This window comes from Pseudomonas sp. AC169 (assembly GCF_979258515.1).
On record NZ_OZ409866.1, the window covers coordinates 900,283 to 919,933 of the forward strand.

Annotated in this window: 22 protein-coding genes; 11 read left to right on the forward strand and 11 right to left on the reverse strand. The window is 60.0% G+C overall.

Annotated features, from left to right (window positions below; translation table 11 throughout):
* Positions 1-68: 68 nt before the first annotated feature.
* Entirely contained in the window at positions 69-1,058 is a 990-nt protein-coding gene (locus ACZZ0G_RS04030) for a 2-hydroxyacid dehydrogenase (protein ID WP_463555381.1), read from the forward strand.
* 22 nt (positions 1,059-1,080) lie between these two features.
* On the opposite strand, the gene ACZZ0G_RS04035 is transcribed toward ACZZ0G_RS04030, so the two are convergent.
* Positions 1,081-1,524 carry a hypothetical protein gene (locus tag ACZZ0G_RS04035; protein ID WP_463555382.1) on the reverse strand — a complete coding sequence of 148 codons (444 nt, stop codon included), beginning with the start codon at positions 1,522-1,524 and terminating at the stop codon, positions 1,081-1,083.
* Between the two features lie 133 nt (positions 1,525-1,657).
* On the opposite strand from ACZZ0G_RS04035, the gene ACZZ0G_RS04040 reads away from it, so the two are divergent.
* Entirely contained in the window at positions 1,658-2,092 is a 435-nt protein-coding gene (locus ACZZ0G_RS04040) for a hypothetical protein (RefSeq protein ID WP_463555383.1), read from the forward strand.
* Positions 2,092-2,496, forward strand: coding sequence for an META domain-containing protein (locus ACZZ0G_RS04045; RefSeq protein WP_123453349.1), 405 nt, complete (start codon positions 2,092-2,094; stop codon positions 2,494-2,496). Before ACZZ0G_RS04040 ends, ACZZ0G_RS04045 begins: the two co-directional genes overlap by 1 nt.
* A gap of 347 nt (positions 2,497-2,843) precedes the next feature.
* On the opposite strand, the gene ACZZ0G_RS04050 is transcribed toward ACZZ0G_RS04045, so the two are convergent.
* Positions 2,844-3,311: a TlpA disulfide reductase family protein gene (locus ACZZ0G_RS04050; protein ID WP_463555384.1), complete on the reverse strand. Its 468-nt coding sequence runs from the start codon at positions 3,309-3,311 to the stop codon at positions 2,844-2,846.
* Between the two features lie 113 nt (positions 3,312-3,424).
* Between ACZZ0G_RS04050 and arsC the strand changes: the two genes are divergently transcribed.
* From arsC to ACZZ0G_RS04065, 3 genes are read left to right on the forward strand one after another with little or no spacing between them, the layout of a single operon-like run.
* Positions 3,425-3,778, forward strand: a complete 354-nt coding sequence (arsC, locus tag ACZZ0G_RS04055; RefSeq protein ID WP_463555385.1) for an arsenate reductase (glutaredoxin) — start codon at positions 3,425-3,427, stop codon at positions 3,776-3,778.
* Positions 3,775-4,371 (forward strand): NAD(P)H:quinone oxidoreductase, encoded by a 597-nt coding sequence (gene wrbA / locus ACZZ0G_RS04060; RefSeq protein ID WP_463555386.1) that lies wholly within the window; start codon positions 3,775-3,777, stop codon positions 4,369-4,371. The genes arsC and wrbA overlap by 4 nt, the downstream gene beginning before the upstream one ends.
* Position 4,372: 1 nt before the next feature.
* On the forward strand, positions 4,373-4,798 hold the full coding sequence (locus ACZZ0G_RS04065; protein ID WP_460091940.1) for a DUF2069 domain-containing protein: 426 nt from the start codon (positions 4,373-4,375) through the stop codon (positions 4,796-4,798).
* A gap of 148 nt (positions 4,799-4,946) precedes the next feature.
* Here ACZZ0G_RS04065 and ACZZ0G_RS04070 read toward each other — a convergent pair whose 3' ends face one another.
* Both ACZZ0G_RS04070 and ttcA read right to left on the reverse strand, forming a co-directional pair.
* Positions 4,947-5,621, reverse strand: a complete 675-nt coding sequence (locus ACZZ0G_RS04070; RefSeq protein WP_463555387.1) for a DNA-3-methyladenine glycosylase I — start codon at positions 5,619-5,621, stop codon at positions 4,947-4,949.
* A gap of 150 nt (positions 5,622-5,771) precedes the next feature.
* The gene (gene ttcA / locus ACZZ0G_RS04075; protein ID WP_463555388.1) at positions 5,772-6,596 is read right to left on the reverse strand and encodes a tRNA 2-thiocytidine(32) synthetase TtcA; all 825 of its coding nucleotides are present in this window, start codon (positions 6,594-6,596) and stop codon (positions 5,772-5,774) included.
* A 289-nt stretch (positions 6,597-6,885) separates the two neighbouring features.
* Between ttcA and ACZZ0G_RS04080 the strand changes: the two genes are divergently transcribed.
* Both ACZZ0G_RS04080 and ACZZ0G_RS04085 read left to right on the forward strand, forming a co-directional pair.
* Positions 6,886-7,488 (forward strand): Yip1 family protein, encoded by a 603-nt coding sequence (locus ACZZ0G_RS04080; RefSeq protein ID WP_016773629.1) that lies wholly within the window; start codon positions 6,886-6,888, stop codon positions 7,486-7,488.
* Positions 7,489-7,615: 127 nt separating this feature from the next.
* Positions 7,616-8,110, forward strand: coding sequence for a SprT family zinc-dependent metalloprotease (locus tag ACZZ0G_RS04085; RefSeq protein ID WP_463555389.1), 495 nt, complete (start codon positions 7,616-7,618; stop codon positions 8,108-8,110).
* Positions 8,111-8,218: 108 nt separating this feature from the next.
* On the opposite strand, the gene ACZZ0G_RS04090 is transcribed toward ACZZ0G_RS04085, so the two are convergent.
* Positions 8,219-9,400: a CaiB/BaiF CoA transferase family protein gene (locus ACZZ0G_RS04090; RefSeq protein WP_463555390.1), complete on the reverse strand. Its 1,182-nt coding sequence runs from the start codon at positions 9,398-9,400 to the stop codon at positions 8,219-8,221.
* Between the two features lie 146 nt (positions 9,401-9,546).
* Positions 9,547-10,881 (reverse strand): dicarboxylate/amino acid:cation symporter, encoded by a 1,335-nt coding sequence (locus ACZZ0G_RS04095; protein ID WP_158954451.1) that lies wholly within the window; start codon positions 10,879-10,881, stop codon positions 9,547-9,549.
* Between the two features lie 351 nt (positions 10,882-11,232).
* On the opposite strand from ACZZ0G_RS04095, the gene ACZZ0G_RS04100 reads away from it, so the two are divergent.
* Entirely contained in the window at positions 11,233-12,231 is a 999-nt protein-coding gene (locus ACZZ0G_RS04100) for an AraC family transcriptional regulator (RefSeq protein WP_463555391.1), read from the forward strand.
* Between the two features lie 202 nt (positions 12,232-12,433).
* Here ACZZ0G_RS04100 and ACZZ0G_RS04105 read toward each other — a convergent pair whose 3' ends face one another.
* The 3 genes from ACZZ0G_RS04105 to ACZZ0G_RS04115 form a co-directional block, all read right to left on the reverse strand.
* On the reverse strand, positions 12,434-13,780 hold the full coding sequence (locus tag ACZZ0G_RS04105) for an ATP-binding protein (protein WP_463555392.1): 1,347 nt from the start codon (positions 13,778-13,780) through the stop codon (positions 12,434-12,436).
* Positions 13,777-14,454 carry a response regulator transcription factor gene (locus ACZZ0G_RS04110; protein WP_016987432.1) on the reverse strand — a complete coding sequence of 226 codons (678 nt, stop codon included), beginning with the start codon at positions 14,452-14,454 and terminating at the stop codon, positions 13,777-13,779. Before ACZZ0G_RS04110 ends, ACZZ0G_RS04105 begins: the two co-directional genes overlap by 4 nt.
* Before the next feature lie 150 nt (positions 14,455-14,604).
* A complete protein-coding gene (locus ACZZ0G_RS04115) occupies positions 14,605-15,210 on the reverse strand; it encodes a hypothetical protein (RefSeq protein ID WP_463395205.1) in 606 nt (201 codons plus the stop codon).
* A gap of 143 nt (positions 15,211-15,353) precedes the next feature.
* On the opposite strand from ACZZ0G_RS04115, the gene ACZZ0G_RS04120 reads away from it, so the two are divergent.
* On the forward strand, positions 15,354-16,145 hold the full coding sequence (locus ACZZ0G_RS04120) for a dienelactone hydrolase family protein (RefSeq protein WP_463555393.1): 792 nt from the start codon (positions 15,354-15,356) through the stop codon (positions 16,143-16,145).
* Between the two features lie 183 nt (positions 16,146-16,328).
* Positions 16,329-17,054: a 4'-phosphopantetheinyl transferase family protein gene (locus ACZZ0G_RS04125; protein ID WP_463555394.1), complete on the forward strand. Its 726-nt coding sequence runs from the start codon at positions 16,329-16,331 to the stop codon at positions 17,052-17,054.
* Positions 17,055-17,196: 142 nt separating this feature from the next.
* On the opposite strand, the gene ACZZ0G_RS04130 is transcribed toward ACZZ0G_RS04125, so the two are convergent.
* On the reverse strand, positions 17,197-18,807 hold the full coding sequence (locus ACZZ0G_RS04130; RefSeq protein ID WP_463555395.1) for an ATP-binding protein: 1,611 nt from the start codon (positions 18,805-18,807) through the stop codon (positions 17,197-17,199).
* Positions 18,804-19,523, reverse strand: a complete 720-nt coding sequence (locus tag ACZZ0G_RS04135) for a response regulator (RefSeq protein WP_463555396.1) — start codon at positions 19,521-19,523, stop codon at positions 18,804-18,806. Before ACZZ0G_RS04135 ends, ACZZ0G_RS04130 begins: the two co-directional genes overlap by 4 nt.
* Between the last annotated feature and the right edge of the window lie 128 nt (positions 19,524-19,651).

A 19,651-nucleotide genomic window follows, 5' to 3' on the forward strand; every position in this document is an offset into this window, starting at 1 on the left:
GGTCAACGCCGGCAACGCTAAAGTGGGTTCGGATGATTCAATCCGTGTCGATGCTCCAGGAGGATTCAATGCGCACGATCGTTTTCAGCAGCCAGACCTACGACCGCGACAGCTTCCTCGCCGCCGATTGCCCGGCGGATATCGAGCTGCAATTTCAACCGGCCCGGCTCAGCCTCGATACGGCGGCGCTGGCCGACGCGCATGAAGTGGTCTGCGCATTTATCAATGACGACCTCAGCGCGCCGGTACTGGAGCGACTGGCGGCTGGCGGCACGCGCCTGATTGCCCTGCGCTCGGCGGGTTACAACCATGTCGATCTGCTCGCGGCGAAACGTCTGGGACTGGCCGTGGTGCGTGTACCGGCCTACTCGCCGCACGCGGTGGCCGAACACGCCGTGGCGCTGATCCTCGCCCTCAACCGTCGTCTGCACCGCGCCTATAACCGCACCCGTGAAGGCGATTTCAGCCTGCATGGCCTGACCGGTTTCGATCTGGTCGGCAAAACCGTGGGTATTGTCGGCACCGGTCAGATCGGCGCGACTTTTGCCAAAATCATGCACGGCTTCGGTTGTGAGTTGCTCGCCTACGATCCTTTCCCGAATCCGGAGGTGCTGGCGTTGGGCGCACGCTATCTGAGCCTGCCGGAACTGCTCGCGCAGTCGCGGATCATCAGCCTGCATTGCCCGCTCAACGAGCAGAGCAAACACCTGATCAACTGCGATTCACTGGCGCACATGCAGGCCGGCGCCATGCTCATCAATACCGGTCGCGGTGGACTGGTCGACACCCCGGCGCTGATTGATGCATTGAAGGACGGCCAACTCGGCTATCTGGGGCTGGATGTCTATGAAGAGGAGGCGCAACTGTTTTTCGAGGATCGTTCCGACCTGCCTTTGCAGGACGATGTGCTGGCGCGATTGCTGACCTTTCCCAACGTGATCATCACCGCGCACCAGGCCTTTCTGACCCGTGAAGCACTGGGTGCGATTGCCGCAACCACACTGCACAACATCGCGACCTGGGCAGCGGGAACGCCGCAGAACAAGGTCGAGGGCTGAGATTTTTTCAGCTTTATCGTGATTAAAGTGAAGACGCCAGAATCAACAAAGCCAGCCAGCCGAAGCCGAAGAAGCGTTGTTTCATCGAGTGGCCGTAGCGCAGCAGGAACCAGACGAAAACCATCGGCAGCAGGAAGATCATGATCTTCAGCCAGCCTTCCACCGGGCGGCTGCCGTCGGCATTGGCCTGCGCAGTATCGGGCTGCTCTTCTTGCTGCGGGCGCCGACGCCGTGCGGCGGCTGGCATGACTTTGGGTAAAGGTTGCGGTGCGGGTGCCGGGGCGGTGACCTCGGGAACAGCCTTGTCGCGTGGCAGGCTGCCGAACGAGATCGTCGCGGCCTGAGCGGGCGCGGCGGCGCTCTGCGCGTGGGCCGCATGCGCCGCCATTGGAGCCCCACAATGAATGCACGCCTTGGCCTCGGAGCTGATGCTCTTCTTGCATTCATAACATTCGATCAGCGCCATGTTCCGTTCCTTCAGAGTTGAGGCCGGCAGTTTGCCATGAGCGCCGCCTCATTTGAACCGGATCGAAGGTCGCACGCGCGCATCATTCTGCAATCAAGCCCGTGCTAGCATGTCGCGCATATTTGGAGGACCCATGGTCGAACACGATTTCCGCTACACCCTGATGAACCCGCAACACACCCTCACCGAATGCCGCGCCCTTGATCCGGGCCGCTATCAGGTCACCGGCAACGGTGGCTCGATTCGCATCGGTGACGCGCTGTTGGTCACCCTCAAAGGCAGCAAGGACTTGTCCATGCGCCTGACCGTTGAAACCGTCCGCCACCTGATCAACCCGCCGGGCCAATGGACCGCGATGACCACGGGCCCGGTGTTCGGCGAACTGGCGATCCACACCTGGCAGGTCAACTGCGACAGCTGCGCCAAAGAGCTGAGTTTCGAATTCGCCGTGGACGCCAAACTCGGCAAAACCGCCGAGAAACCGGCGGCCACCGCGCGCATCGCCGAGCTGGGCTGGAAAGCCGTTGGCGACAAGCACCTGTGCCCGAAATGCCAGGAGCCTGCGTGATGAAACGCTTTGCCCTGACCGCTATGGTCGGTGTAGGTCTGGTAGGTTGCGCTGCGGAGCCTGTGCAACTGCAACAGAACCGCAGCTACATTCTGGAGTGGATCGGTGAGCGACCATTGATGGATTACAGCCATCTGACCGTGACCCTCGGCGATGATGGCCGCGCCTACGGCAACGGTGGCTGCAACCATTGGTTCGCGCCTTACACGCTGGACGGTGACAAGCTGACTTTCGGCAAGATCGGCAAGACCCGCAAGCTCTGCGCGCCGGCGCTGATGGAGCAGGAGCAACGCTTTCTACAAGCGCTGGAACATGTCGAACGATGGGACATTTCGCCAATCGAGCAGATGCGCTTCTGGCCGGCTGAAGGCAAGCCGTTGCGCTGGTGGCTGGAAGAGGGTTAAGCCTCAGGATCGCCAAAGCCCTCATCGGAACGCCGCCCGCCTAGCCCTCTCCCAGAGGGAGAGGGGACTGATTGGGGGATATTGGAGAGGTACGCCGACCTGATCCTGCTTTAGTGAATCCATAATCGACTGGATCTTTTAGGTCAGTGAGTCTGCCAAAGCCCTCACCCTAACCCTCTCCCAGAGGGAGAGGGGACTGATTGGGGGAAATTGGAGAGATACGCCGACCTGATCCTGCTCTGGTGAATCCATAATCGACTGGTTTTTTTAGGTCGCTGTAACTCGCCAGACACCTCGGTCGGCCCCCTCTCCCCCCGGGAGAGGGCTGGGGTGAGGGGCTTTTGACGTTACTGGGTCGCCTGCAGAGCCTCAAGCTTGGCCATCACCCCCGCCGCCGTCTGCTCCCCCATCAACTGCTCACGCACCTTGCCCTTGTTGTCGATGATGTACGTCACCGGCAATGCCTCACTGCGCGGCAACTCGAACAGTTCCGCCGGATCCTGCGCCAGCACGGTGAACTTGATGCCGAGCTTCTCGCTCGCCTCTTTCAGCTCCACACCCTGCACGTTGTCGAAATTCACCCCAAACACGCCAACGTTCTTGCTCTTGAGCTCATCAGCCAGATGATTGAGTTCCGGGATCTCGGTCCGGCACGGGCCGCACCATTCGGCCCAGTAGTTGAGCACTACCCATTGTTTGTCCAAACGCTCGGACGCCACTTTCTGACCGTTCTGGTCGATCCCGTAATCGTTACCGCAGCCCCCCAGCATCAACGCCCCGATAACCGTCAATGCTGCTGCCAATCGCCGTGTCATGTCGTGTTCCTTGTAAAAATTTGAAGGCGCCTGCGACCCATTGCCTCCGAAGGTTCTGGATTGCGCGCTGCACAGTTAGAATAGCCGCCACTTTACGCCAGAAGCGACCCGCCATGACCGATCTGACGCTTTATCACAATCCGCGCTGCTCGAAATCCCGCGGCGCGCTGGAGCTTCTTGAAGCCCGCGGCCTGACCCCGAACGTCGTGCGTTACCTCGACACCCCGCTGAATGCGGCGCAAATCAAGGCCCTGCTCGGCAAGCTCGGGATCAGCGCGCGCCAGTTGCTGCGCACCGGGGAAGATGAATACAAAATGCTTCAGCTGGCTGATCAAAGCCTCGGCGAAGCGCAACTGATCGACGCGATCGCCCAGCATCCGAAACTGATGGAGCGCCCGATTCTTGAGGTCGGCGACAAAGCCGTCATCGGTCGTCCTCCGGAAAATATCCTGGAGTTGTTGCCGTGAGCGCGCCGTACATTCTGGTGCTGTATTACAGCCGCAACGGCTCGACCAACGAAATGGCCCGGCAGATTGCCCGAGGTGTCGAACAGGCCGGTCTCGAAGCGCGTCTGCGCACGGTGCCGGCGATCTCGACCGAGTGCGAAGCCGTGGCGCCGGACATTCCGGACGAAGGCGCGCTGTATGCCACGCTCGATGATCTGAAAAACTGCGCCGGCTTGGCCCTCGGCAGCCCGACGCGTTTCGGCAACATGGCCGCGCCGCTGAAATACTTCCTCGACGGCACCAGCAACCTGTGGCTGACCGGTGCCCTCGTCGGCAAACCGGCCGGCGTGTTCACCTCCACTGCCAGCCTGCATGGCGGTCAGGAAACCACGCTGCTGTCGATGATGTTGCCGCTGCTGCACCACGGCATGCTCATCACCGGCCTGCCCTACAGTGAATCGGCGTTACTGGAAACCCAGGGCGGCGGCACGCCTTATGGTGCCAGCCACCACGCCGGGGCTGACGGTAAAAAAGGTCTCGATCAGCATGAAATGGCGCTGTGTCGCGCACTGGGTCTGCGCCTGGCCAAAACCGCTCAGAAACTGGTGGGCTGATATGGCGAAGAAGCCGAAGATTCTGCCCAGTGTCGAATGGCTTGAGCCACGGGTGAAGGCGATGCGGGTGCTCAGCCTGCTGAGCTTTTTCGCCCTCGCCGGTTTGCTGGCAGCCTACTATCTGCTGTTCGCCGACTTGCACGGCGCACGACCGTGGGTGATTCTGCTGGTCGAGCTGATCCCGTGGATTGTTCTCGCACCGGCAATGATCATGGGCAGCGCACGTGGGCATTCGTGGATGTGTTTTGTGGTGAATCTGTATTTCATCAAAGGCGCACTGGCGGCGTATGACCCGAGCCGGCAGTGGTTTGGCGTGCTGGAGATGATCGCGAGCCTGGCGGTGTTCTGCTCGGCGCTGTTGTATGTGCGGTGGCGGTATCAGTTGAATCGCAAACTGGCTGGCGAAGGCGAGATTTCCGTCGCCTGATGGAAAAAGATCGCAGCCTTCGGCAGCTCCTACATTCGATCGTTCCCACGCTCTGCGTGGGATTGCATCCAGAGACGCTCTGCGTCTCAGGGACGCGGAGCGTCCCGGGCGGCATTCCCACGCGGAGCATGGGAACGATCGGATTGACTCAATGATTGACGGTGTAGGCGAGCATCATCGAAATCTGGCTCATCGCCCGCCCACCACTCTGTTCATGCCACTGGTTGAACACGTCTTGCACAATCTTCAGATCGCGCAGACTGGTCGGCACCTTGTCGACGATCTTCTGCGCATTCAGCGCGGCGACCACGTCGTAGCTCGGCACGAACGTGTCCTTGCCGATCATGCGCAAAAACCGTGGCGCCGACAGCCCGCCCAGTTGATGGCCGTGCTTTTTCAGGTAGGTCCACAGACCGACAATATCGGTCACCGGCCAGTCGGCGATCAACGCGCCGAAACTGCCCCTCTCCTTCTCCACATCGAGAATGAACTGCGCATTGCGCGGCACGCTTTTCAGTTTGCCCAAATGGCGGATGATCCGCGCGTCCTGCATCAGACGTTCGAGATGTTCGGCACTCATCAGCACGACTTTTTCCGGGTCGAACTTGAAGAACACTTCCTCGAAGGCCGACCATTTGGCGTCGACCAGACTGTGCTTGAGGCCGGCGCGAAAGACTCGCAGGGCCATGGTCGAGAGGTAGCGGTCGTCGCTGATCTTGCGCAATTGCGCCGGGGTCTTGGGAACGGGCAGATGGGCTTCCAGTTCAGCCGCCGAACCGAAGCGGTTCAGACAGTATTCGTGCAGCCACTTGTAATCGCGCATGCCCTCTCCCGGGAAATGAAAATGAAATTCTATCTTTGAACACAAAACACTGTGGGAGCGAGCTTGCTCGCGAAAGCGGTATGTCATTCAACATTGATGTCGGCTGACACGACGCCTTCGCGAGCAAGCTCGCTCCCACATGAATCGGGTTTACAGGTTGACGACGTTGACGAAGCGCGAAGCCGCGGTCTCGTCGATCTTGAGGCTGGTGAAGTCGAACAGGTTGCGGTCGGCCAGTTGCGACGGGATGACGTTCTGCAGACTGCGGAAGATGCTTTCAGTTCGGCCCGGGGTCTTGCGCTCCCAGTCCACGAGCATTTCCTTGACCACCTGACGCTGCAGGTTTTCCTGCGAACCGCAGAGGTTGCACGGGATGATCGGGAATGCCTTGAAGTCCGAATAGGCCTGGATGTCTTTCTCGTTGCAGTACGCCAGCGGACGGATCACCACGTTACGACCGTCATCGGCGCGCAGCTTCGGCGGCATGGCTTTCAACGAACCGTTGAAGAACATGTTGAGGAAGAACGTCTCGACGATGTCGTCGCGGTGATGACCGAGGGCCATTTTCGTCGCGCCGATTTCGTCAGCAAAGGTGTACAGCGTGCCGCGACGCAGGCGCGAGCACAGCGAGCAGGTGGTCTTGCCTTCCGGGATCAGCTCCTTGACCACCGAGTAGGTGTCTTTCTCGACGATGTGGTACTCGACGCCCAGCTCTTTCAGATAAGCCGGCAGCACGTGCTCAGGGAAGCCCGGCTGCTTCTGGTCCATGTTCACCGCGACGATCTCGAACCTGATCGGGGCAACCTTCTGCAGGTGCAGCAGCACGTCGAGCATGGTGTAGCTGTCCTTGCCGCCGGACAGGCAGACCATGACCTTGTCGCCGTCTTCAATCATGTTGAAATCGGCGACCGCTTCGCCGGCCAGGCGGCGCAGGCGCTTTTGCAGTTTGTTCTGGTTGACCGTAAGAGTGCCCATGACGCGAAATCCGTGAGGTGTGACGAAAGGCCGGCATTTTACGCAAAAACCCCGGGGTTGTGGGCACAGGTTGTCATGGCCAAAGGACGCAATCTTTACAGACCCCAAGGCGATTAAGCCCCGTGTTTACAGCGCGATTTGCTCTAAGCCCCTAATACCTGTGCGGGTAAGACCTTTCTATACTGCGACATAAGGTCGCACACAATCTGAAGACCTGTATTTGCTCGGCCACCTTGGCCCGTAGGCGCTCCGTTGGGGGGCGATGGCAATAACAAGAGGAGTGACTGGCATGATCCATCACGTAGTGGGACTTTTTACCCACCCCGATCAGGAATGGAAGGAAATCCGTGGCGACCAAGAGGAAAGCATCAGCCACATGTACCTCACCCACACGCTGATTCTGGCGGCGATCCCCGCTGTCTCGGCGTTTATCGGCACCACGCAGGTTGGCTGGGTAATCGGCAACCGCGCGCCGGTGATGCTCACCTTTGAAAGCGCACTGTGGATGACGATCATGTCGTACCTGGCGATGCTCGGCGGGGTCGCGGTCATGGGCGCCTTCGTGCACTGGATGGCCCGCACTTATGACGCCAACCCGAGTCTGGCCCGCTGCGTGGCGTTCGCCACCTATACCGCGACACCGTTGTTCGTCGGCGGGCTGGCGGCGCTGTATCCGCATATGTGGCTGGGGATGATCGTCGGTACCGCGGCCATCTGCTACACGGTTTATCTGTTGTATGTGGGGCTGCCGACGTTCATGAATATTCCTTCGGACGAAGGTTTCCTGTTCTCAAGTTCGGTGCTGGCGGTGGGTCTGGTGGTGCTGGTCGCCATCATGGCGTTCACCGTGATTGTCTGGGGGCTGGGCGTTGGACCCGTCTATACCAACTGATTTAATTGACTAACTACAGGCCGCCGCAAGGCGGCCTTGTCGTTTGCCGGATGACCATTCGGCAGCTCGGCGATTCGCAAGTCCACAGGGTTGCGGCATACTCGACGCCTCTGGAGATCCATCAAGCATGCCCGAGCAACTCAATACCCGCGTCGAAGACTGTTACCAACTCGCTGAATCCTTTTTCAAACGTTCTTTCCCACGCCCTGTCGTCAGCCTCAAGTTGCGCGGGCAAAAAGCCGGTGTCGCGCATTTGCATGAGAACCTGCTGCGCTTCAATCCGCAGCTGTACCGGGAAAACACCGAACACTTCCTCAAGCAGACTGTGGCCCACGAAGTCGCGCACCTGATCGCTCATCAGTTGTTTGGCGACCGCATTCAGCCCCATGGCGAGGAATGGCAATTGATCATGCGCGGGGTTTACGAATTGCCGCCGGATCGCTGCCACACCTATGCAATCAAGCGCCGCAGCGTGACCCGCTATATCTACAAGTGCCCGTGTGCCGACAGTGATTTTCCGTTTTCGGCGCAGCGCCATAGCATGGTGCGGCAGGGGCGGCGGTATTTGTGTCGGCGGTGCCGCAATACCTTGGTGTTCAGTGGCGAGATGCGCGTCGAATAGCCAGTTTTTTATCGCCTGTTCTGGCCTCTTCGCGAGCAAGCTCGCTCCCACCTTGGAATGCATTCTCCTGTAGGAGCGAGCTTGCTCGCGAAAGCGTCGGTACAGGCACTAAAGAATGACTTTGGCCCGGCGCAGCTCTTCAATTTTCGAAGGACTCAACCCCAACTCGCCCAACACCTGATCCGTATGCTCCCCCAACGCCGCGCCAACATGCCGCGGCGCCGGCAACGCTTCGGAAAACTTCAACGGGCAGGCCATCTGCGCCTGCGTCGTACCATCGTCACGCGGCACCTGTGCCACCAGTTCCCGCGCCTGCAACTGTGGATGGCGCACCGCCTCACCCAGACTCAACACCGGTTCGACACACGCATCGATCCCGGCAAACATTTCGCATAACTCGGCAAAGTCATGTTTTTCGAACTCGACTGTCAGCGCGTATTTCAAGGCCTGCTGCTGCTCGGGTTGGGGCGACAACCCTTGCACCGCCAACTCCGGCCGCCCCAGCGCCGCACACAATTGCTGCATAAAGCCCGGTTCCAGACTGCCCACCGACATCCAGCGGCCATCGCGAGAACGGTAATAATCGTAGAAACTGCCACCGTTGAGCATCTGCTCTTCCCAGCCCGGCTCCTCACCGCAGGCCAGGTAGCCGGCCCCGGCCATGGCATTCAGGCTGAACGCACAGTCAGTCATGCTCACGTCCAGATGTGTACCCTGCCCCGTTTGCTGCCGCGCAATCACAGCGGCCAACAACCCGATCACCCCATGCAATGAACCCCCGGCAACATCCGCCACCTGCATGCCCAGCGGCAACGGCCCGCTGTCGGCGCGGCCGGTGTAACTGGCCAGCCCCGCCAGCGCCAGATAGTTGATGTCATGCCCGGCGCGGTCCTTGTACGGCCCGGTCTGGCCGTAACCGGTGATCGACACATAGATCAGTTTCGGGTTGATCGCCTTCAGCGCTTCATAACCCAGGCCCAGACGCTCCATCACACCGGGGCGAAACTGCTCGAGGAGAATGTCGTGATCGGCCAGCAGTTGCTTGACCACCTCCAGCGCTTCGGGCTGTTTCAGGTCCAGTGCCAGGCTGCGCTTGTTGCGATTGAGGTAGGCGTGACTGGCCGATGTGCCACCGTCATGGGGCGGCAATACCCGCAGCAGATCCAGGCGCGTCGGCGACTCGATGCGCAGAACTTCAGCGCCCATGTCCGCCAGCAACAGCGAGGCGAACGGCCCGGGCAACAAGGTCGAGAAATCGAGGATCTTCAGTGAGGCCAGCGGTGCAGACATGGGCGAACTCCTTGGACGATGCACTCAGCCTAGGCAGGCATTGCCGATGCAGCAATCACCGGAAATGTCAGCGGGTGTGACCGTTACGCTCAAATCGCAGGCATGAAAAAACCCGCCGAAGCGGGTTTCTTCAATTCAAGCAGCGCTTACTTCACGTTGCTCGGGGTTGCGCCTTCAGCGACACCCAGGTCGTCTTCAGGACGGGTATCAATGATCCCGCGGCCGCCCGACGCCAGCTCGGCGTCCAGTACGTCGGTGTCCAGCTCTTTCACCCACTTGGCAACCACGATGGTCGCAACAGCGTTACCGACCAGGTTGGTCAGTGCGCGAGCTTCGGACATGAAGCGGTCGATACCGAGGATCAGCGCCAGACCGGCCACCGGCAGGTGACCTACCGCCGACAGCGTCGCTGCCAACACGATGAAGCCCGAACCGGTCACACCGGCAGCGCCTTTGGAAGACAGCAGCAACACCACCAGCAGGGTGATCTGGTGAGTGATGTCCATGTGCGTGTCGGTGGCCTGAGCAATGAACACGGCAGCCATGGTCAGGTAGATCGCGGTACCGTCGAGGTTGAACGAGTAACCGGTCGGGATCACCAGACCCACCACCGATTTCTTCGCGCCCAAACGCTCCATCTTGATCAGCATGCGTGGCAGTACCGATTCCGACGACGAGGTGCCGAGAACGATCAGCAGCTCTTCACGGATGTAACGGATCATCTTCAGCACGCTGAAACCGTGCATGCGGGCGATACCGCCGAGCACGATGAGGATAAATGCCAGGCACGTGATGTAGAAGCAGATCATCAGTTGACCCAACTGCACCAGCGAGCCAACACCGTAGGCACCGATGGTGAAGGCCATGGCACCGAAGGCACCGATTGGCGCGAGCTTCATGATCATGTTGATGATGTTGAACATCACGTGGGCGAAGCGATCGATGAAGTCGAGGATCGGCTTGCCGTAGGCACCCAGGCGATGCAGGGCGAAACCGAAGATTACCGAGAACATCAACACTTGCAGGATGTCACCGGTGGCGAACGCGCCGACGATGGTGGTCGGGATCACGTTGAGCAGGAAGCCGACAACGCTTTGGTCAGCGCCAGCCGCTACATAGGAAGCGACTTTCGAAGCGTCGAGGGTGGCAACGTCGATGTGCATGCCGTTGCCCGGCTGTACAACGTTGACCACGACCAGACCGACCAGCAGCGCGATGGTCGAAACGATTTCGAAGTAAAGAAGTGCGTAACCGCCGGTCTTGCCGACCGATTTCATGTTCTGCATGCCAGCAATACCGCTGACCACGGTGCAGAAGATGATCGGGGCGATGATCATTTTGATCAGTTTGATGAACCCGTCACCCAGTGGCTTAACCGCGACACCGAACTGCGGATAGTAATGACCCAGCGCAATACCGATGATGATTGCGATGATCACCTGGAAATACAGGGATTTGTACAGTGGCTGACGAGTCGTCATTGCAGGTTTCCTCAAGCGTCTCGCGTGACAACATCCATCTGTTGGCCGCGAAACCTTAATTGCGAACCCTCCTGCACTGGAGGGATTTGTTGTTGGAGCAGCGTTTTCCATCTGGGCGAAACGCACGCTTCTGTGGCTTGTATCGCAAACGTCGTGCCACTTTGGTGCGATTGCCTGCAAGCCTTTTGATATCAGGGATTACAGCGTCATGGATGCCACCCTCCGGTGACTCAAGTGTGGCGGATTTCCGCCATCTCGCCGCTTCTCGTCCTACAATTTGGCGGAAATCCGCCTTGTAGACGGGTCCAGCCGCCGGCTACCATCCGGCGCCTGAGGAAGGAACTGCCGCTTATGCGCGAACGCACCATCGCCAGTCATTTCGCCCGTGCCGCCCTCGGTGGCGCGCGCCGTCAAGGGTTCGATTACTCGGGACTGCTGTTGCAACTGGGCATCAGCCCGGAATTGCTCGATGAACCCCGCGCGCGCATTGCCCCGGAACAATTCACCCGCTTGATTCAGGGCCTGTGGCTGGCGCTGGACGACGAATACCTGGGGTTCGGTAATGCGCCGAGCAAACCCGGCAGTTTCGCCATGATGTGCCACGCCTCGATTCATTGCCGCAATCTCGAAAAAGCGCTGCAACGGGGTTTATTGTTTTATAGCCTATTCCCCGAAGCCCCGCGCCTGAGGCTGACGCTCGAAGACGAATGGGTGCGTTTGAGCCTCGACGACTCACAGTTATGGGATCCCGATCACTTTCTCACCGAGAGTTTGCTGGTGATCTGGCATCGCCTCGGCAGTTGGCTGATCGGCCAGCGGATTCGCCTCGAACAGGCGAGCTTCAGCTATCCGCGCCCCGAGCATGGCGCCGAGTACGATCTGCTGTTCCCCTGCCCACTGACCTTCGGCACCGAGCAAAGCAGCCTTTTGTTCCACAGCCGCTATCTGTCTATGCCGCTGTTGCAGGACGAACGTACGCTCAAACATTTCCTCGAACGCTCGCCCGCCGACCTGCTCTCACGCCCGGACGACGGCGACAGCCTGAGCAGCCGCCTGCGCCGTTTGCTCAGCCGCGACAGTGCTAACTGGCCGGATCTGGAAGCGGTGGCGGCGCATTTGCACATCAGTCCGCAAACCCTGCGCCGGCACTTGCGTGAGGAAGGCAGCAGTTTTCAGGAGTTGAAGGATCAGCTGCGGCGGGATATCGCCATTTATCATTTGGGGCGGGCGGATCTGTCGTTGCAGCAGATTGCCGAGCAGCTGGGGTTTTCCGAACCGTCGGCGTTTCACCGGGCGTTCAAGAAGTGGACGGGGCTAACGCCGGGGGCTTATCGGGCGCAGGAGCAGTGAGGCTATAAATCAAAAGCCCCTCACCCTAACCCTCTCCCGGGGGGAGAGGGGACTGAATGGGGGATGTTCAAGATGTACGCCGATCTGAACGCCCTCTAATGAATCCATAATCGACTGGCTATTTCAGGTCGATGTATAACGCCAGACACCTCGGTCAGTCCCCTCTCCCTCTGGGAGAGGGCTGGGGTGAAGGTTCTCCCAATCACACCGCCGAAAAATGAATCCTGAACGCCGCCCCACCCATCGGCGAATCACCCAACGCCAGTTTGGCGTTGTAGCTTTCAATAATATCCTTGACCACCGCCAGCCCGATGCCCTGCCCCGGATGCTGGGCATCCAGCCGTTCGCCACGCTCAAGAATCCGCGCACGCTGATCCGGTGGCACGCCCGGGCCGTCATCTTCGACGCACAGTTCAATTCCGGCCAGGGTCTCGCGCACGCTGATGCGCACTTCGCCCAGACACAGGCGATAAGCGTTTTCCAGCAAGTTGCCCATCATCTCCAGCAGCGCGCCCTGCTCGATGGGCACGTAGCAATGCTCAGGGAGATCAAAGGCCACCCGCACATGCTTATCTCGATAAACCTTGTCCAGTGTGTCGCACAAACTTTTCAGCACCGGCTGCAGTCGCACCTGGTGCCGCACCAGCCCGCTTTTGCGCAAACTGGCCCGTTGCAATTGATAGCTGATCTGCTGGCTCATGCGTTCGATCTGACTCTGCAGCACCCAGGCTTGATCGCGTTCTTCGGGACGCTGGGCCATGTCTTCGCTGACGCCCTGCAGCACTGCCAACGGTGTTTTCAGGCTGTGCGCCAAGTCATCGAGAGAATCGCGATAACGACTGCGCTGTTGCCGTTCGCTGTGCAGCAAACGGTTGAGCGAGCCGGTCAGGCGCAACAGTTCACGGGGATGTTGTTCGGTCAGGCTTTCACGGGTACCGCCTTCGATTTCGTCGAGTTCCTGACTGAGCCGGCGCAAGGCTTTGAGGCCCCAAGTCAGGCCGATCCACAGCAATGCCAGCAGCACGAGAAGGGCAGCGCCGAAGCCCAGATAGAGATTTTCGCGCAGGCCTTCGAGGGTGGTTTCGTATTCGCGCACCGGTTGCAGGGCAACGATGCTGAACGCCGCGCTTTTGCCGCCGAGCAATTTCACTTCGACGTCGTAGACGAAGAATTCCTGACCGTTGCTTTCGCGGATCCGCGCAAACTCATTACCGAGGCCGTCATAACGCGGTTTGTAGTTGATCTGCTCTTCCTGGGTGGCTTTCGAACGCCAGACCAGGTGCCCTTCGCGGTCATAGATGTAGCCGAGCAAACGGAAATCGGTGAGATTGAAGCGCTCATCCGGCAACTGATTGGGCATCACCAGCCGACCGTTTTCGATGCGCGCGGCCGAGATCAGCGTGGTCACGTCCGAAGCCAGCCGTTGTTCAATGGAATCCTGCAAGGCAAGGCTGAACGCGCCTTGCATCGCCGGCAGCAAGGCAAGCATGAACAACACCGCCAACGTGGTGGCGGCGAGCATCAAGCGAACGCGAAGGGAACGAATCAAGTGCAGCGCTCATTGAACAGGTAGCCGAGGCCGCGCACGGTGTCGATCGGCTTGAACCCGGCTGGGCCTTCGAGTTTGCGCCGCAAACGGCCGACCAGCACTTCGATGACATTCGGATCGCGCTCGTCGTCGTCCGGGTAGAGCTGTTCCATCAAGCGATCCTTGGGCACCACTTGCTGATGATGACGCATCAGGTATTCGAGGATGCGGTACTCGTAGGCGGTCAGCGCCAGCGGTTGCTCGTCGAGGGTCGCCTGTTTGCGATTGAGGTCGAGCAGCAGCGGGCCGGCGACGATGGTCGACTGGGTGAATCCGCTGGAGCGACGCAGCAAGGCATTCAGGCGCGCGTCGAGTTCTTCGAACTGAAACGGTTTGACCACGTAATCATCGGCGCCGGCGGCGAGGCCTTCGACCTTGTCCTGCCAGTTGCCACGCGCGGTAAGGATCAGGATCGGGAAGGTCTTGCCACCCGCGCGCAACTGGCGAATCAGGTCGAGGCCGCCCATGCCCGGCAGGCCGAGATCGATCACCGCCAGGTCAAAGTTGAACTGTCCGGTCTGGTACAGCGCCTCTTCGGCATTAGCCACGGACTCGACCACGTGGCCACTTTCCGTCAGGCGGGTTTGCAGGTGATGGCGCAACAGCGCTTCATCTTCGACGACCAACAGTTTCATAACACTCTCCCGGGTAAATCAGAATCTCCAGTCACACACCTGTGGGAGCGAGCCTGCTCGCGAAGGCTGTGTGTCAGTCGATAAATTGATCGACTGATTCACTGCTTTCGCGAGCAGGCTCGCTCCCACATTGAACCTGCTGGCAACGCCTTAGAAATTGTAGTTGGCCGACAGGTAAGTCTGGGCGCTGCTGGTCAAATCCAGCGAGCCTTGCTTGCTGCCACCGCGCTCGCTCATCTCGGTGCTGGCATTGCTGCGCAGGTAACGGTAACCGAGTTCGACCGAAGTGTTTTGCGATACTTGTTGCAACACACCGAGCTGACCGCCGACGGCATAACCGATATCACTGTCGCGGCTAAAGCCTGGCGACTCCTGAGTCAGTTTGGTCAAACCGGCCGTCGCACCGCCGAACAACTTGGTGCTGCCGCCCACCGGGTAGAACAGATCGTAGCTGCCCAGCAGGTTTTCCTGACGCAGTTTAATGCCATTGTGCGAACCCGACACATTGTCGTAGGTAGCGTAATAACGGCCCTGGCTGTTTTGCTGACCGAGGCGCACGCCGTAGGTATTGTTGCCGTCGATCGCGCCAGTGGCATTCGGATGATCGAGGTTGTTGTTCAGCGAGTTGGATTTGTTGATCTTGTCACTGGTCTGGCCGAAGCTCAGGCCGGCGAAGTTCGAAGTGGTGTCGGCCTGGGCCGCGATACTGGCGCTCATTACGCTCAATGCCAGCAACAGTTTGTTAAAACGAGTCATGGGTATTTCCTCTTTCACAGTGCTGTTTGGGTATGGCGCAAGGTTACTGACCCTCCCCTGTACCGCCCCTGAACCGTCTCTGAACCTGACCTGAACCAAATGAACTAGGCTGTTTTGACCCTTTATTGTCAGGAGACCCGACCATGCGCCTGTTCCTCGCCCTTACTTTGCTCGCTGTCAGCAGCCTCACTCAGGCGGCGATCAAGACTGAAGAAATTCCCTATCAAAGCGCCGACGGCACCAAGCTGATCGGCTACTACGCCTATGACGACGCTATTAAAGGCAAGCGCCCGGGAGTCGTCGTGGTGCATGAATGGTGGGGCCTGAACGATTACGCCAAGCGCCGCGCACGGGATCTCGCCGGGCTCGGCTACAGCGCCCTGGCGATCGATATGTACGGCGAAGGCAAGAACACCGAGCACCCGAAAGACGCGATGGCGTTCATGCAGGCGGCGACGGCGGACGCGGCAGCCTCGAGCAAACGTTTCGAGGCGGGGCTGAATCTACTGAAGAAGCAGCCGCAGACCGACGTGAATAAAATTGCCGCCATCGGTTACTGCTTCGGCGGTGGCGTGGTGCTCAATGCGGCGCGGCAAGGTGAGCCGCTGGCGGGCGTGGTGAGTTTCCATGGTGCGCTGGCGACCAAGACCCCGGCAACGCCTGGCAGTGTCAAGGCGAAGATTCTGGTCGAGCACGGTGCGCTGGACAGCATGGTCACCCCGGACAACGTCACCGCGTTCAAGTCGGAAATGGACAAGGCCGGGGCAGACTACAAGTTTGTCAGTCTGGATGGCGCCAAGCATGGCTTCACCAACCCCGATGCCGATCGCCTGAGCCATGGCGAGCACGGCGGCCCGGACATTGGGTACAACAAAGCGGCGGATGAAAAATCCTGGGCGGACATGAAAGCGTTTTTCCAGAAAATCTTCAGCTAACCCATCCGCACCTGATCGTTCCCACGCTGATCGTTCCCACGCTCTGCGTGGGAATGCAGCCCGGGACGCTCCGCGTCCCAAGAGCCGAACGCAGAGCGTCCGATGAGGCATTCCCACGCAGAGCGTGGGAACGATCATCCTACGAACTCGACCTCGCCCCGACTAACCGGCAAAATGCCCGCCATGAATCTCACCCCCGCCCTCCCCGCCTGCTGCACCGCGCTCGACAGCCACTGGCCGTTGCCAACGGTATTGCCCGACACCGTGCTGCTCAGCACCCACTTCGACCCGGCGCGATTGCTGGGCGACGACTTCCTGCGCAGCGCCATCGAGGCGCCGCCAAGCATTCAGCGCTCAGTCGCCAAACGTCAGGCCGAGTTTCTCGCCGGGCGAATCTGTGCCCGGGCGGCGTTGCAGCAACTGGAAGGCTCCAGCGTGGTTCCGGCGATCGGCGAAGATCGCGCGCCGATCTGGCCGGCGCACATTTGCGGTTCGATCACTCACAGCACCGGTCACGCCGCCGCGATTGTCGCCAACAAGCAACATTGGCGGGGCTTGGGCATGGATCTGGAAAACCTGCTCAGTACCGAGCGCGCCGAGCGACTGACCGGGGAAATCCTCACGCCGGCAGAAATGCAGCGCATGGCGGCGGGTTCGCCAGAGCAGTTGGCGTTGTGGGTGACGCTGACGTTTTCGGTGAAGGAGAGCTTGTTCAAAGCGCTGTACCCGATTGTGCAGCAGCGCTTTTATTTTGAGCACGCTGAGGTGCTGGAATGGACGGAGGCGGGTCAGGTGCGCTTGCGGTTGCTGACGGACCTGTCTGCCGAATGGCGTCACGGCACCGAACTTGATGCGCAGTTCGGTGTGCGGGATGGGCAATTGTTGAGTCTGGTCAGCATTCAAGCCTGAGGATTTTCATTGGCTGTCAGGGCCTCATCGCTGGCAAGCCAGCTCCCACAGTTTCCGTGGTGAGCACAAATTCAAGGTACACCCCTGAAACCTGTAGGAGTGAGCCTGCTCGCGATGGGGCCTGCCGAGCCACCGCAAATACTCAGCGGCGCTCCTGATTCCTCGGCCAACTCAGACTGAAACACGCCCCACCCAGACTTTTGCTCTTGCCAATGATCGCCCGGCCGTCATGCCAGTGAATGATCCGCCGCACGATCGACAAGCCCAGACCATGCCCGCCCGACGCCCGCGTACGGCTGTCGTCGAGGCGCAGAAACGGCGTAAAAATCCGCTCCCAGGCCACTTCCGGCACGCCCGGCCCGTCATCCTCGACGTCAACGCGGCAGCGTAACTGCCCGACCTGATAACTCACCGTCACGTTCGAGCGTGCGTGGCGCATGGCGTTGCTCACCAGGTTCTGAAGCGCCCGATGCAGATAACGCGGCTCGGCTTCGACCCAGGCATCATCGTTATCCGCCGCGGACAGGCACAACCCACGCTGCACGGTGACCTCGGCACGCAGCGGCGCCAATTCTTCAATCACCTGATTGACCAGCGCATCCAGATCGATGCGCTGGAAGGTCAGCGCCGGCGAACCTTGCTCCAGCCGCGCGTAAGTGAGCATTTCATCGACCAGTTTATCGAGGTCTTCGATGTCGTGATCCATGCCTTCGCGGTACTTCTCCAGCGCTTGCGGGGTGGTCGCCGAACCGATCATTTCCAGACCGAACCGCAGACGCGCCACTGGCGTGCGCAATTCATGGGACACCGCGCGCACCAGTTCGCGCTGGATCGCCAGCAGCTGCTGCAAGTGCTCGGCCATGCCATTAAACGCTGACGCCAGACGCCCGACCGAGTCGGCACCGCGCGCCGGCACACGGGTTTCCAGGCTGCCCTTGGCAATCCGCGTGGCCGCCGCTTCGAGACCGCGTAAACGCCGTTCGAGCTGGCGCACCAGCAGATAAACGATGAGGCCGATCAGGCTCAGACCGAGTGCCGCAATCAGCACCAGCCATTCCGGCGGGTACGGGTTCATCTGATACAGCGGGCCGATCTCCAGCACCCACGGTGTACCGACCATGCCGGCAAACACGCGGATCGAATCGCCGCCCTTGCCCAGCGCCATCACCGTATCGCCTTCGGCCACGCGACGACTCTGGTCTTCGTCCATGTCGGCATCGTTGACCGTGACCAGGCGCAAATCAAAACCGAAGCCCTTCTCTTCCTTTATCTGCGCCAATCGTTTCGGCTGCTCGCCGACGGGCACCCGCACCAGTTCATCGGCCAACAGATAAATGGTCGCGCGCGCCAGTTGCTCGCTGATCTGCTGCACTTCGCCGGTAAGGACGAGTTGCTCTTTGTCGCTGACCATTCGATAGACCTTGGCCGCGTGCGGGCCGGTCTGCTCGACCAGGGCCTGACCACGTTGCACGCGGGTACGCTGGGACAGGTCGAGATCGGTTTCGGAGACCTTTTTCAGCGCCAGCGGAATCCCCAGCAACCGCTCCCACACCAGCAGCGCCCGATGACGTTCGGTTTCGTTCATCGGTTGCAGGTTGCTGGCCATCAGCGAGAACGTGCCGTGGGCCAAGCGCTCGCGATACTGTTCGCTGCGCACCTGATTGAGCAGGTTCAGCGCCAGCACGCCGAGCACCGCCACCAGAATGATCGCAGCGCACATGCCGCCGTAGATGCGCAGGAAGATCGAATTCACAGCGGCAGATCGACGCAGGCTTCGGGGACAAACAGATAGCCTTTGCTGCGCACGGTTTTGATCAAGCGTGGATGATCCGGGTCGTCGCCGATTTTCGGGCGGATGCGCGAGATACGCACATCGATCGAGCGGTCCTGGCCGTCGTAGCCGATCCCGCGCAGTGCGGTGAAGATTTCCTCGCGGGACAGAATGCGCCCGGCGTTCGACACCAACAGCCAGAGCAGATCGAACTCAGCGCTGGTCAGCTCGATGCCGTTGTCACTCAGCCACGCTTCGCGCAAGGCGTTGTCGACCACCAGCGGGCCGAATTGCAGACGACGGTTCTCTGCCACTGGCTCGGGGGTATCGCTACGTCGCAGTAACGCTTGAATGCGGGCCAGCAACAGGCGCGGGCGCACCGGTTTGCACACGTAATCATCGGCACCGAGATCCAGGCCCTGGATCTGATCGGCATCGTCAGTACGCGCGGTGAGCATCAGAATCGGCCCGTCGTACTGATTGCGCACCTTGCGACAGATGCTCAGGCCATCTTCGCCGGGCAGCATCAAGTCGAGGATCACCAGATCCGGCTGCTCCTTGATGATCCGCGCCGCCGCCAGCGCACCGTTGCCTTCGATGTCCACGCGCAGTCCATTGGCTTGCAGGTAGTCACGCGTCAGTTCGGCCAGCCGCTGGTCATCCTCGACGATCAATACCTGAAAGGCTTGTTGCTCCACCGGTGACCTCTGCTTTCTATTGTTATTGATAAAGGAGGAACGTCTGACCCAACACAATTCCCTGTGGGAGCGAGCCTGCTCGCGAAGGCGTCCTGCCAGCCAACATCCGAGTCATCTGACATAGCGCA